This is a genomic window from Hoeflea sp. BAL378 (genome assembly GCF_000759435.1).
GTDB lineage: Bacteria > Pseudomonadota > Alphaproteobacteria > Rhizobiales > Rhizobiaceae > Hoeflea.
Map to the genome: position 1 here is coordinate 1 of NZ_JRJG01000177.1, position 14,370 is coordinate 14,370.

At 66.3% G+C, this 14,370-nt stretch carries 9 protein-coding genes and 1 pseudogene; 9 read left to right on the plus strand and 1 reads right to left on the minus strand.

Annotated features, from left to right (window positions below; all coding sequences use genetic code 11):
- Window positions 1-656 (plus strand): annotated as a pseudogene (locus LL06_RS28455) (penicillin-binding protein 1C); the annotation flags it as partial.
- Between the two features lie 28 nt (window positions 657-684).
- On the opposite strand, the gene LL06_RS24355 reads toward LL06_RS28455, so the two are convergent.
- Window positions 685-1,620: a LysR family transcriptional regulator gene (locus tag LL06_RS24355; RefSeq protein WP_035533216.1), complete on the minus strand. Its 936-nt coding sequence runs from the start codon at window positions 1,618-1,620 to the stop codon at window positions 685-687.
- Window positions 1,621-1,783: 163 nt separating this feature from the next.
- Between LL06_RS24355 and chvE the strand changes: the two genes are divergently transcribed.
- From chvE to LL06_RS26625, 8 genes are all read left to right on the plus strand, one after another.
- Window positions 1,784-2,848 carry a multiple monosaccharide ABC transporter substrate-binding protein gene (gene chvE / locus LL06_RS24360; protein ID WP_035533218.1) on the plus strand — a complete coding sequence of 355 codons (1,065 nt, stop codon included), beginning with the start codon at window positions 1,784-1,786 and terminating at the stop codon, window positions 2,846-2,848.
- 94 nt (window positions 2,849-2,942) lie between these two features.
- On the plus strand, window positions 2,943-4,463 hold the full coding sequence (gene mmsA, locus LL06_RS24365) for a multiple monosaccharide ABC transporter ATP-binding protein (RefSeq protein WP_035533220.1): 1,521 nt from the start codon (window positions 2,943-2,945) through the stop codon (window positions 4,461-4,463).
- 4 nt (window positions 4,464-4,467) lie between these two features.
- A complete protein-coding gene (gene mmsB, locus LL06_RS24370; RefSeq protein ID WP_035533222.1) occupies window positions 4,468-5,691 on the plus strand; it encodes a multiple monosaccharide ABC transporter permease in 1,224 nt (407 codons plus the stop codon).
- Between the two features lie 53 nt (window positions 5,692-5,744).
- Window positions 5,745-7,487, plus strand: coding sequence for an L-arabinonate dehydratase (gene araD / locus LL06_RS24375; protein WP_035533224.1), 1,743 nt, complete (start codon window positions 5,745-5,747; stop codon window positions 7,485-7,487).
- Complete coding sequence (locus tag LL06_RS24380) at window positions 7,484-8,425, plus strand: Gfo/Idh/MocA family oxidoreductase (protein WP_201772385.1); 942 nt, start codon at window positions 7,484-7,486, stop codon at window positions 8,423-8,425. The genes araD and LL06_RS24380 overlap by 4 nt, the downstream gene beginning before the upstream one ends.
- Window positions 8,426-8,513: 88 nt before the next feature.
- Window positions 8,514-9,431: a dihydrodipicolinate synthase family protein gene (locus LL06_RS24385; RefSeq protein WP_035533228.1), complete on the plus strand. Its 918-nt coding sequence runs from the start codon at window positions 8,514-8,516 to the stop codon at window positions 9,429-9,431.
- A gap of 51 nt (window positions 9,432-9,482) precedes the next feature.
- The gene (locus LL06_RS24390; RefSeq protein WP_201772383.1) at window positions 9,483-10,985 is read left to right on the plus strand and encodes an aldehyde dehydrogenase (NADP(+)); all 1,503 of its coding nucleotides are present in this window, start codon (window positions 9,483-9,485) and stop codon (window positions 10,983-10,985) included.
- 474 nt (window positions 10,986-11,459) lie between these two features.
- Window positions 11,460-14,370 (plus strand): VCBS domain-containing protein (locus tag LL06_RS26625; RefSeq protein WP_201772384.1); only part of this gene is annotated, 2,911 nt, incomplete at its 3' end.

Below are 14,370 nucleotides of genomic sequence, written 5' to 3' on the forward strand. Positions count from 1 at the left end.
TCGGCCATCCGGTGATGCAGGCCGAGGCCAGTTGGCGCGTCGCCCATATTCTTTCGGGCGTGGAGGCGCCGCAATCGGCGCCACGCATCGCCATCGCCTACAAGACCGGCACCTCCTACGGCTACCGCGACGCCTGGGCGGTAGGGTTCGACGGCCGCTACGTGCTGGGCGTCTGGGTCGGCCGCCCGGATGCCGCGCCCATTCCCGGCCTGTCGGGGATCACCACAGCGGCGCCTCTGCTGTTCGAGGCCTTCGCCCGTACCGGTCTCGAGCGCGTGGCCTTCCCGCCGGCGCCGCACGGCCTGGTCGAGCGGCCGCGCCGCGACCTGCCGTTCGCGCTGAGGAAATTCAAGTCCGGCGACGAGCCCGCCGCGGCCGTGGCGGGCGGATCCCTGCCGCCGCGCATCGTCTATCCGCCGCAGGGCGCGCGCGTCGCGCTCGGGACCGGCGGTTCGGGCAGGATGATGCCGCTGGTCATCAAGCTGCAGGGCGGGGTCGCGCCCTACCGGCTGATCGCCAACGGACTGCCGCTGCCAAAGCCCACGCGCCGGCGCGAATTGAACTGGAAGCCCGACAGCGAGGGCGCCTCGACGCTCACGGTGATGGACGCCGAAGGCCGGGCGGCGAGCGTCAGCGTCTTCATCGACGCCGACTGACCGCCGGGGCGGGGACAGCCTGGCGGCCTCAGTCCGCGGCCCGGTTCATCGCCGCGAACACCATCTCACGCAGCCGCGCCGCGATCGCGCTGATGATGGTGGTCCGGTGCGAGATCAGGAAATAGGGGCTGACGATGATCTTCTCCTCCGGATCCACGGTCACCAGCCCGCCCGAATGGCCGTTGGAGGCCAGGAGCGCCGCGACCTGGCGCGGGATGGGCGCGATCGCGTCCGAGGAGGCGAGATAGGCGATCATCACCAGCATCGAGGTGGTGTTGACGATGTCGCGCGGCAGCGCCACGCCGGCGGAGACGAACACCGATTCCACCGCCTGCCTCAGCGGCGTGTGCGGCGCTTGGGTGATCCACTCATGCCCGGCAAGGCCTGCGAGCGGCGCCGCCGGCCGCGACGCCAGCGGATGGCCGGCGCGCATCAGGAAGCAGATGTCCTCGTGCCGGCCGCGTCGCACCTCGAGCTGGTGCTTGTCGTAGCCCGGCGGGATGCGCGACAGCACGAAATCATACTCGCCGCGGAACAGGCCCTCGACCAGCACGTCGCTGGGGGCGACATCGACATGGATGTCGGCGCCGGTCGCCGTCTTCTTGAGCTCCTGGATCGCCGGCACGACGAAGGCCACCGCCCCGTCCGTGACCGAGCCGACGCGGGCGGTGCCGGCGAGGCCTTCGCTCAGCGATCGGATCTCGTTGAGCGTCTGGTCGAGCCCGTTGAGCAGGTTGGAGCCGTTGCGGATCAGCGTCAGCCCGACCTGGGTCGGCGTCATGCCCTTGGGATGGCGCTCGAACACTGCCCCGCCGACGCTGCGCTCGATGGCGGCCAGCATGCGGGACGCCGCCGGCTGCGAGATCGACAGTTGCTCGGCCGCGAGCGCCAGTTGCCCGGTCTCGTGGATGGCCTCGATGAGCCGGAAGTCCTTGAGCTGGAGGCTGCGTGCGGTCTGGTGCATCTCCGAGTTATCAATTTTGGTATGCACTTTGTCAATCTATTCATTTGAAATGCATCCGCAACAGCCCTTAACTGGCGGCGGGTTCGTTTGGATCCCTTTTGCCAGCGGGTGCAGCCTCTGAGGAGGGGGTGCGGCCGGTCTGGCCTTGTCTCGGGAGGACTTGATGAGAAAGCTTACTTCACTTCTAGCTGCCGTAGCGCTTGGCGCCGGCCTGATCTCCGTGCCTGTGATGGCGCAGGACAAGGGCACCGTCGGCATCGCCATGCCGACCAAATCGTCCGCGCGCTGGATTTCCGACGGCAATTCGATGGTCGAGCAGTTCACCGCCGCGGGCTACGCGACCGATCTGCAATATGCCGAGGACGACATTCCCAACCAGCTCGCCCAGATCGAGAACATGATCACCAAGGGCGTCAATGTGCTGGTCATCGCCGCCATCGACGGCACCACGCTGTCCAACGCGCTCGAAAACGCCGCAGCTTCCGGCATCAAGGTGATCGCCTATGACCGGCTGATCCGCGAAAGCGGCAATGTCGACTATTACGCCACCTTCGACAATTTCAAGGTCGGCGTGCAGCAGGCCTCGTCGCTGGTCAAGGGTCTCGAGGAACGCTTCGGCGAAGGTCCGTACAATGTCGAGCTGTTCGGCGGCTCGCCCGACGACAACAACGCCTTCTTCTTCTACAACGGCGCCATGAGCGTGCTGCAGCCGCTGATCGATTCCGGCAAGGTCGTGATCGTCTCCGGCCAGACCGGCATGGACAAGGTCGGCACGCTGCGCTGGGACGGCGCTGTCGCCCAGGCGCGCATGGACAACCTCCTGTCCGCCCACTACACCGACAAGCAGGTGCACGGCGTGCTGTCGCCCTATGACGGGTTGTCGATCGGCATCCTGTCCTCGCTCAAGGGCGTGGGCTACGGCACCGGCGATCTGAAGATGCCGATCGTCACCGGCCAGGACGCCGAAGTGCCCTCGGTCAAGTCGATCCTCGCCGACGAGCAGTATTCGACCGTGTTCAAGGACACCCGCGAACTCGCGCGCGTGACCGTCGGCATGGTCGACGCGCTGCTGCAGGGCGGCACGCCGGAGATCAACGACACCTCGACCTATGACAACGGCGTCAAGGTGGTGGAATCCTATCTGCTCGAGCCGGTCTCGGTCGACAAGAGCAACTGGGAACAGATCCTGATCGGTTCCGGCTACTACACGATGGATCAGATCAAGTAATCCAGTCCGCGCAACCCGCCTGTCGAACTGCCCGCGCTGTAACGAGCGCGGGCAGGGGCCTGTACCCGAATTCCGCGGAAACCGAGATCGAGCCATGAAGCCTCTTCTGGAGATGCGCTCCATAACCAAGACCTTCCCGGGGGTGAAAGCCCTCAACGCGGTGAGCCTCACCGTCATGGAAGGGGAAATCCATGCGCTGGTGGGCGAGAACGGCGCGGGCAAATCCACCTTGATGAAGGTTCTCTCGGGCGTCTATCCGGCCGGCTCCTACGAGGGCGAGATCCATTACGACGGCAGGCTGGCCCAATTCTCCGGCATCCGCCAGAGCGAGGCCGTGGGCATCATCATCATCCACCAGGAACTGGCGCTGGTGCCGCTGCTGTCGATCGCCGAGAACCTGTTCATCGGCAATGAATGCGCGAGCCGCGGCAAGGTCGACTGGCACGAGACATTCCAGCGCACCGAGGCGCTGTTGAAGAAGGTCGGGCTGTCGGAAGCGCCCGGCACTCTGGTCGACCGCATCGGCGTGGGCAAGCAGCAGCTTGTCGAGATCGCCAAGGCGCTGTCCAAGGATGTCCGGCTGCTGATCCTCGACGAGCCGACCTCGGCGCTGTCCGAAAAGGACAGCCAGAAGCTGCTCGACCTGCTCATCGAGCTCAAGGCGCAAGGGGTGACCTCGATCATCATCAGCCACAAATTGAACGAGGTGCGCTCCATCGCCGACCGGGTCACGGTGATCCGCGACGGCGCCACCATTTCGACGCTCGACGCCCGGGGGGCGGAGATCACCGAGGACCGGATCATCCGCGACATGGTGGGCCGCGACATGGCGCAGCGCTTTCCGGCGCGCGAAAGCAATCCCGGCGACGTGCTGATGGAGGTGCGCGACTGGAACGTCTGGCATCCCGAGCACACCGAGCGCCAGGTGATCCGCAACGCGGGCCTCAATGTGCGCGCCGGTGAGGTGGTCGGCATCGCCGGCCTGATGGGGTCGGGCCGCACCGAACTCGCCATGAGCATCTTCGGCAAGAGCTACGGGCGAAGGATCTCGGGCGAGGTGCTGATCGAGGGCTCGCCCGTCGACGTGTCGACCGTCGACCGGGCCATCGCCGCGGGCCTCGCCTATGTCACCGAGGACCGCAAGAAACTGGGGCTGGTCCTGGACGAGACCATCCAGCGCAACATCACGCTCGCCAACCTGCCCAAGGTCTCGAATTACGGCGTGATTTCGGAAGCCCAGGAGATCCGGATCGCGGAAGGGTACCGCAAGGCGATCAACATCCGCACGCCCGGCGTGTTCCAGAAGGTGGTCAACCTGTCGGGCGGCAACCAGCAGAAGGTGGTGCTGTCGAAATGGCTGTTCGCCGATCCCAGGGTGCTGATCCTCGACGAGCCGACGCGCGGCATCGACGTCGGCGCCAAATACGAGATCTACGGAATCATCAACCAGCTTGTCGCCGACGGCAGGGGCGTGTTGATGATCTCGTCCGAACTGCCGGAACTCCTGGGCATGTGCGACCGGATTTATGTAATGAATGAAGGCGCCCTGGTTGGCGAGCTCTCCGCCGCCGACGCAAGCCAGGAGCGCATCATGTCCTTCATCGTGAGGAGCTAGGGCAATGGCCACCGATACCGCAGAGACCACTGAAGGCGCGCGAGACCGCTCGGTCAGCCATTATCTGGCCAACCATCTGCGCGACTACGGCATGGTGCTGGCGCTGATCGCCATCATGGCCTTCTTCCAGTTCACCACCAACGGCACGCTGCTGCGCCCGGTCAACATCACCAACCTGTTCCTGCAGAACAGCTACATCATCATCATGGCGCTTGGCATGCTGCTGGTCATCGTCGCCGGCCACATCGATCTCTCGGTGGGCTCGGTCGTCGGCTTCGTCGGCGCGCTCGCCGCGGTGATGATGGTCGAGTGGGGCTGGTCGATCTACCTCACCATCCCCGCCTGCCTGCTGGTCGGCATCCTCATCGGCGCGGCGCAGGGCTACTGGATCGCCTATTGGCGGATTCCGTCCTTCATCGTCACGCTTGCCGGCATGCTGGTCTTCCGCGGCGCCTCGCTGTGGCTGCTCGAGGGCCAGTCGGTGGGACCGTTCCCGCGCGAGTTCCAGGCGCTGTCGACCGGCTTCATCCCGGATCTGCTGCCCTTCATCAAGGATATGTTCGGCTTCGAGCGGATGAACGGCTTCGCCGTCGTCACCGGCATCGTCATCGCCGGGCTGATCATCTGGATGGGGCTGCAGTCGCGCGCCCGCAACCGCGCCTATGGCATGGTGGCCGAGCCGATGGTCTTCTTCGTGGTGCGCAACCTCCTGGTCGCCGGCGCGATCGTGTTCGTGTCCTACAAGCTCGCCACCTTCCGCGGCCTGCCCAACGTGCTGATCACCATGGGCATCCTCACCATCGTCTATGCGTTCCTCACCGAATCCACCACGCTCGGCCGCCGCGTCTATGCGCTGGGCGGGAACGAGAAGGCCGCCAAGCTCTCGGGTATCCGCACCGAGCGGCTGACCTTCCTGACCTTCGTCAACATGGGCATGCTTGCGGCCCTTGCCGGGCTGATCTTCGCCGCGCGGCTGAACACGGCCACGCCCAAGGCCGGCGTCTCCTTCGAGCTCGACGTGATCGCCGCGGTCTTCATCGGCGGCGCCTCGATGTCGGGCGGGGTCGGCAAGATCATCGGCGCCGTCGTCGGCGCCTTCATCATGGGCGTGATGAACAACGGCATGTCGATCATGGGAATCGGCATCGACTACCAGCAGGTCATCAAGGGCCTGGTGCTGCTCGCGGCCGTGATCTTCGATGTGTACAACAAGAACAAACAGAGCTGAACCAACATGGAAAGCCGCGCGCCCATCAACCGGCCGACGGCTTCGGAGTTAAGATGACCTTCACACCCGCACAATGGCCAAGACGACTGCGCTCCCAGGAATGGTTCGGCGGCTCCGGCCGCGACCAGATCTATCATCGCGGCTGGATGAAGAACCAGGGTTTCCCGCACGACATGTTCGACGGGCGCCCGGTGATCGGCATCCTCAACACCTGGTCGGAGCTCACGCCCTGCAACGCGCATCTGCGCGATCTTGCCGAGCGGGTGAAGAACGGCGTGCTGGAGGCCGGCGGCTTCCCCGTGGAAGTGCCGGTGCTTTCCGCCTCCGAAAGCAGCTTCCGGCCCACCGCGATGATGTTCCGCAACCTCGCGGCGCTTGCGGTGGAGGAGACCATCCGCGGCCAGCCGATGGACGGGTGCGTGCTGCTGGTGGGCTGCGACAAGACCACGCCGAGCCTCTTGATGGGCGCGGCCTCGACCGATCTGCCGTCGATCGTGGTGACCGGCGGACCGATGCTCAACGGCTATTTCCGCGGCGAGCGGGTCGGCTCGGGCACGCATCTGTGGAAGTTCTCCGAAGCCGTCAAGGCGGGCGAGATGTCGGCCGAGGATTTCCTCGAGGCGGAAGCCTCGATGTCGCGCTCGGCGGGCTCGTGCAACACCATGGGCACCGCCTCCACCATGGCCTCGATGGCCGAGGCGCTGGGCATGGCGCTGTCGGGCAACGCAGCGATCCCCGCGGTCGACAGCCGCCGCCGGGTGATGGCGCAGATGTCCGGCCGCCGCATCGTCCAGATGGTCAAGGATGACCTGAAGCCGTCGGATGTGATGACAAGGCAGGCCTTCGAGAACGCCATCCGCACCAATGGCGCCATCGGCGGCTCGACCAACGCGGTCATCCATCTGCTCGCCATGGCCGGCCGCGTCGGCGTTGACCTGACGCTCGACGACTGGGACCGCTGCGGCCGCGACGTGGCGACCATCGTCAACCTGATGCCGTCGGGCAAATACCTGATGGAGGAATTCTTCTATGCCGGCGGCCTGCCGGTGGTGCTCAAGCGTCTGGGCGAGGCGGGGCTCCTGCACAAGGAGGCGCTCACGGTCTCGGGCGAGACCATGTGGGACCAGGTCAAGCATGTCGTCAACCACAACGAGGATGTCATCCTGCCGGTCGAGAAAGCGCTGACGGCGCAGGGCGGCATCGCCGTGCTGCGCGGCAACCTCGCCCCCAGGGGCGCGGTGATCAAGCCCTCGGCCGCTTCGCCGCATCTCCTGAAGCATCGCGGCCGCGCTGTCGTGTTCGAGGACATCGACGACTACAAGGCCAAGATCAACGACGACGCGCTCGACATCGACGAGAGCTGCGTGATGGTGCTCAAGAACTGCGGGCCGAAGGGCTATCCCGGCATGGCCGAGGTCGGCAATATGGGACTGCCGCCGAAGGTGCTGAAAAAGGGCATCACCGACATGGTGCGGATTTCCGATGCGCGCATGTCCGGCACCGCCTATGGCACCGTGATCCTGCACACCGCGCCCGAAGCCGCCGAAGGCGGGCCGCTGGCGGTGGTCCGCGACGGCGATTTCATCGAGCTCGACGTGGCCGCGCGCAGCATCCGTCTCGACATTTCCGACGACGAGCTGGCGGCGCGGCTCAAGCACTGGACGCCCCCGGCCGACAAGCCGGCGTCCGGCTATGCCTGGCTGCACCAGACCCACATCCAGGGCGCCGACACCGGCGCGGACCTCGATTTCCTGGTCGGATGCCGCGGCGCGCCGGTCGGAAAGGATTCGCACTGATGGCGCTCAAGATCGCCCTTGCCGGAATCGGCAAAATCGCCCGCGACCAGCATATCCCGGCGATCGCGGCTTCGCCCGACTGGGAGCTGGCCGCGACCGTCTCGCGCCACGCGAGCGTCGACGGGGTGCCCTCCTACGACGATTTCACCGCCATGCTCGCGGCGCGGCCGGACATCGAGGTCGTGTCTCTGTGCATGCCGCCGGTGCCGCGGTTCGACTACGCCAGGGCCGCGATCGCGGCCGGTCGCCACGTAATGCTCGAGAAGCCGCCCGGCGCGACGCTGAGCGAGTGCCACGCGCTCGAGGCCATGGCGCGCCAGGCGGGCGTGTCGATCTACGCCACCTGGCATTCGCGCGAGGCGGCGATGGTGTCCACGGCGAAAACTTGGCTCGCGGGCAAGCGGCTGGAAAGCCTGGTGGTGACCTGGAAGGAAGACGTGCGCAAATGGCATCCGGGCCAGACCTGGATCTGGCAGGCGGGCGGTCTCGGCGTCTTCGATCCGGGCATCAACGCTTTGTCGATCGTCACCGAGATCCTGCCCGACCCGATCCACGTGACTGCATCCGACCTCTTCATCCCGGAAAACTGCGAGACGCCGATCGCCGCCCATATCGCCTTTGCCCATCCGTACGGAGCCAAGGTCAGCGCCGAGTTCGACTTCCGCAAGGAGGGCGACCAGTTCTGGAATATCGAGATCACCACCGCAGAGGGCAGCCTGGTGCTGTCCGAAGGCGGCGCCGCGCTTGCCATCGACGGCGTGGTCCAGTCCGCCACCGCGGCCGGCGCGGCGCTCACCGGCGAATATCCGCGGCTCTACGCCAACATGGCGCGGCTGGTGCGGGCAGGGGGTGTCGACATGGATCTGGCGCCGATGGCGCATGTCGCCGACGCCTTCGTCCTGGGCCGCCGGATCCCCGTCGAGCCCTTCATCGAATGAAGCCGATTAGCCGGCTTACGACCCGCGCGCCGCGGCATCAGCCGCCATCCCGCGGCAGACAGCAGCGACCGCCTGAAAGGACCACACCATGAAACAACCGCTCGCCAACATTCTCCCCGTGGCGCCGACGCCGTTTCACCCCGACGGACGGGTCGACGAGGACGGCATGCGCCGGGTGATCGACTGCATGATCGACCAGGGCGTCGACGCGATCTGCATCCTCGCCAATTATTCGGAGCAGTTCCTGCTCTCGGACGAGGAGCGCACGCTCCTGATGCGGCTGAGCCTCGAACATGCGGCCGGCCGGGTGCCGGTGATCGTCACCACCAGCCATTTCTCCACCCAGATCGCCACCGAGCGGGCGAAGCTCGCCCAGTCGATGGGCGCCTCGATGATCATGATGATGCCGCCCTATCACGGCTCCGGCCTCTATCCCGCGCCGCAGGGGATCTTCGAGCACTTCGAGGCGGTCAACAGGGCCATCTCGATACCCGTCATGGTGCAGGACGCGCCGCTGTCGGGCGTGACCCTGCCGGTCGAGCTCCTGGCGCGGCTCGCCCGCGAACTCGAGAACGTCTCCTATTTCAAGATCGAGTGCCCCTTCGCCGCCGACAAGCTCGCGGCGCTGATCGAGGCCGCGGGCGAGCACATCCTCGGGCCGTTCGACGGCGAGGAGGCGGTGACGCTGCTGGCCGACCTCGACGCCGGGGCGACGGGCACCATGACCTCGGCGATGTTCCCGGAGAAGATCCGGCCGATCGTTGTCGAGCACAGGGCCGGCAACACCGCCGCGGCGCTCGAGCAATGGCAAAAATGCCTGCCGCTCATCAATCATGAGAACCGCCAGTGTGGACTCCGCGCCGCAAAGGTGATTTTCAAGGAGGGCGGCGTGATCAGGAGCGATCACGTCCGCCATCCGCTCAAGCCGATGTCCGAGCGCACAAGGAGCCGGCTGTTGCAGCTTGCCCGCGATCTCGACGTCATGGCCCTGAAATGGGGCAAATAGACGGGTCCACGGACTGATCCGATACACTCTTCAAGAATGGGAATGCCAGACATGATCACCGGAAAGCACCTGATCGCGGGCCAGTGGGTTGAGGGAGACACCACCTTCAGCTCCCAGCCGGCCCATGGCCCGGCCGCCGACTACGCCCAGGGCACGAAGGCGCATATCGACGCCGCCGCGACGGCCGCCGAAGAGGCCTTCTGGAGCTACGGCTATTCCAGCGCCGAGATCCGGGCGGGGTTCCTCACCGCCATCGCCGACGAGCTCGAGGCGCGCGGCGAGGCGCTGACCGCGACGGGCACCGCCGAGACGGGCCTGCCCGAAGCCCGGCTCAACGGCGAGCGCGGCCGCACCACCGGCCAGTTGCGCCTGTTCGCCAGCCATATTCTCGACGGCGCCTATCTCGACCGCCGTCACGACAAGGCGCTGCCCGACCGCACGCCGCCGCGCCCCGACATCAAGATGGTGGAGCGCCCGGTGGGTCCGGTCGGCGTGTTCGGCGCATCCAATTTCCCGCTGGCCTTTTCGACCGCGGGCGGCGACACCGCCTCCGCTCTGGCCGCGGGCTGCCCGGTGGTGGTCAAGGGCCACCCCGCCCATCCCGGAACCGCCGAGATCGTCGCCCAGGCGATCCATGCCGCGATCAAGACCTGCGGCGTGCACGAAGGCGTCTTTTCGCTGGTCCAGTCCAACAGCCGCGAGGCCGGCGAGGCGCTCGTCACCCATCCGCTGATCCAGGCCATCGGCTTCACCGGATCGCTCGGGGCGGGCAGGGCGCTGTTCGACCTCTGCGCGGCGCGACCGACGCCGATCCCCTTTTATGGCGAACTGGGTTCGATCAACCCGATGTTCCTGCTGCCCCACGCGCTCAAGGCGCGCGGCGCCGAGATCGCGAAGGGCTGGGCCGGCTCGCTGACCATGGGGGCAGGGCAGTTCTGCACCAATCCCGGCGTCGTCATCGCGCTCAAGGGCGCGGACGCGCAGGCCTTCGCCGCGGCCGCGGGCGAAGCGCTCGCGAGCGTCAGCGCCCAGACCATGCTCACCGACGGCATCGCCGCGGCCTACCGCTCGGGACGCGAGGCCGTCGCCCGGACCGCAGGCGTCGAGGAACTGCTCGCCGCCGCCTGCGAGGGCCGCAACGCCGCGCCCTATCTCTACCGGGTCGCGGGCAGGGACTGGCTCGATGCCCGCGTGCTCGCCGAAGAGGTGTTCGGCCCGCTCGGGATCATCGTCGAGGCCGAGGATTTCGCCCAAATGAAGGCGATCGCGCTCGGACTGCACGGCCAGCTCACCTGCACGCTGCAGATGGAGGACGCCGATCTCGGTCACGCAAGGGAGCTGATGCCGGTCCTCGAGCGCAAAGCCGGGCGGCTGCTCGCCAACGGTTTCCCGACCGGCGTCGAAGTCTGCGACGCCATGGTCCATGGCGGCCCCTATCCGGCCTCGACCAATTTCGGCGCCACCTCGGTGGGAACGCTCGCCATCCGCCGCTTCATCCGGCCGGTGAGCTACCAGAACATGCCCGACGATCTGCTGCCGCTGGAACTGCGCTAGCCATCGCGCGGGCGCCTGTCTCAATCCGGGATTTCCCGGTGGGCCGTCGGCGTCACCCGGTCGCCCAAGGGCGGCCGGGCACGGTCGTGAACGAACAGGACGAGGTCCCCATTGCGCCAGTGTTGTGGCGGAACACTTGCGGTGACGCTGTATTCCAAGTTCAGTCGTCTTCAGATATTTGAAAAGATCAGTATCAAAAAATATTGATTCAGATCTGCGAGAAATACTCCCGATACATGTATCATTTCTCTAAAATTTTACACATCTATGCTTGCCGCGATCCCCGCCGCACGGCCGGATTTCCCGGGAAACGCGCGATCCAAATCCCATAAAGGCATGAATAGATATACATTTCCGTTAACCACGGATTAAATATGTCGTCCGCGGCATGAATTGATATGCCGACGGCGTTCAGCAGTATTGTTGGCAAAATTCGGACTGGTTAAAGCCTGGTAAAAATCATGGGAGTTTGTCATGACTGAAGACCGCGGCCTGTACCTTTCCGACACCATCGGCGACGACGGCCGGCTCGATATCGGCGCCGATCCGGTGCTGATGGCCCAGGCCGACACCGGTCAGGAGGCCGGCGCCGCCCCGGCCGCGGCTTCATCCATGGAATTCGTGCCGGACAGCGACAACAGGGTCACGCTCGGCGCCGATGTCAGTCTCGAGGAGATCCGGCTCGACGGCGACGACCTGCTGCTGATCCAGCCGGACGGCACCCAGGTGAGGGTCATCGGCGGCGCGCTCAATCTTCCCACCTTCATCATCGGCGACATCGAGATCCCGCAGGACGTGCTGGTGGCGGCCCTCAACACCAACGGCTTCAACGTCGCCGCCGGACCGGGAAACACCGTGTCCGTCTCCGCGCAGGCGCCGACCGGCTCGGGCGGCGACTTCCAGGATTCGAGCGGCGCCTCGCTTCAGGGCGACGGCGCCCCGACCCTGGCCCTGCTCGGCGACAGCGCCCTGGGGTCCGGGGATCAGGCGGGCGAGGGCGGTCTGCAGGATCCCGGCAACATTGCCGCCAGATTGACCGGCGGCGGCATCGTCACCGGCGCAGTTGTCGAGAGCGCCGATGTGCCGGGCGGCGTGGACGCCGACCCGTTTGCCGCGACCGGTGCCGTGACGTTCTTTGATCCGGATTTCGGCGAAACGCGCCAGGCGGACGTGTCGGCGCGCGCGGTCGTCTCCCAGCAACTGAATGGCGGCGGGAGCCTGACCACGGCGCAACTGCAGGGCCTGCTCGACGGCTTCGCGCTCGACACAGCCGGCGGCGTCACCGTCGAATCGACCTCGGCCGCGGGCGGAACCATCAACTGGACCTATGCCCTCGCCAATGGCGCGCTGGATTTTCTCGGCGCGGGCGAGACCGTCACCCTGTCCTTCGATGTGCGGATCAGGGACGGCATTTTCTCAACCACCCAGACCGTGACCCTCACGGTGACCGGCACGAACGACGCCCCGGTGATCACCTCGCGGGTCCAGTCGGGCCTGGTTGACGAGACCGCGGATGTCCCTGGCGGCCTGGACGCCGATCCGGCCTCCGTCAGCGGCACGATCAGCTTCTCGGACGTCGACCTGTCCGACGATCCCTCGGCCAGCCATGACGGCGGCACGGTCACCGGCGTCACTCTCGCCAATGGCTCTGCGCTGACCGCGGCCCAGGTCGCCGCGCTCAAGGCCGGATTCTCGCTCGCCGACGCGGCGCTGTCGAATTTCTCGTCCGTCACGGGCGCCGGCTCCACCGGCTGGACCTACCAGATCGCCAATGGCGCCGCCGATTTCCTCGGCGCCGCCGACAGCGTCCAGCTCACCTTCCGGGTCACCATCAACGACCAGCGCGGCGGCACGATCGCCCAGGACGTGGTGATCACGGTGACCGGCACCAACGACGTCCCCGTGGTCGCCGCCGGCGACGTGACCGGCGGCGTGACCGAGCGGGTGACGCCCGCGGGCGACATCACCGACACCGGCACCATCGCCTTCACCGACGTGGATCTCAGCGACACGCACACGATCAATCCGGCGATTGCCGCCTCGACCGGCGCGCTGGGGACACTCACCGCGAGCGTGACTTCCGACACCACCGGCACCGGCACGGGCGGCGTGATTAGCTGGAATTACCGCGTGACAGCCTCGGCGGTCGAGTATCTCGCCGCGGGCGAAACCAAGATCGAGACCTTCACGATCACTTTGAGCGACGGCCGCGGCGGCACGGTCGAGCGCACTATCTCGGTCACCATCACCGGCACCAACGACGTCCCGCTCGTGGCATCGGAAGACGTGACCGGCGCGGTCACGGAACAGGTAACGCCGGCGTGGAACCTTACCGACAGCGGCACGATTGCCTTCACCGACGTGGATCTCGGCGACACGCATACGATCAATCCGGCGATTGCCGCCTCGACCGGCGCTTTGGGCGCGCTCACGGCGAGCGTGACTTCCGACACCACCGGCACCGGCACGGGCGGGATCATCAGCTGGAGCTACAGCGTCGCGGCCTCGGCCGTGGAATATCTGGCTCTCAATGAGACCAAGGTCGAGACCTTCACGATCACCCTGAGCGATGGCCGCGGCGGCACGGTCGAGCGCACCATTTCGGTGACCATCACCGGTACCAACGATGTCCCGGTTGTTGCTTCTGAAGACGTGACCGGCGCGGTCACGGAACAAGTGACGCCCGCGGGGAATCTCACCGACAGCGGCACCATCGCCTTCACCGATGTCGATCTTCTCGACATTCACACCGTCCTCCCGGGCATCGTCGCCTCGAACGGCGCTTTGGGGACACTCACCGCAAACGTCACCACGGACACCACCGGCACCGGCACGGGCGGCGTGATCGGCTGGAGCTACAGCGTCGCCGCTTCTGCGGTGGAGTATCTGGCTCTCAACGAGACGAAGATCGAGACCTTCACGATCACCCTGAGCGATGGCCGCGGCGGCACCGTCGAGCGCACGATTTCGGTGACCATCACCGGTACCAATGACGTGCCGGTCGTCGCGGCTGGAGACGTGACCGGCGCGGTCACCGAACAGGTGACGCCGGCAGGGAATCTCACCGACAGCGGCACCATCGCCTTCACCGATGTCGATCTCAGCGACACCCACACCGTCTTGCCTGGTATCGTCGCCTCGAACGGCGCACTCGGCGCGTTGACGGCAAACGTTACCGTCGACACCACAGGCACCGGAACCGGCGGCGTGATCAGCTGGAGCTACAGCGTCGCGGCTTCGGCCGTGGAATACCTGGCCCTCAACGAGACCAAGGTCGAGACGTTCACGATCACCCTGAGCGACGGCCGCGGCGGCACGGTCGAGCGCACCATCTCGGTTACCATCACCGGCACCAACGATGTGCCGCTCGTGGCATCGGAAGACG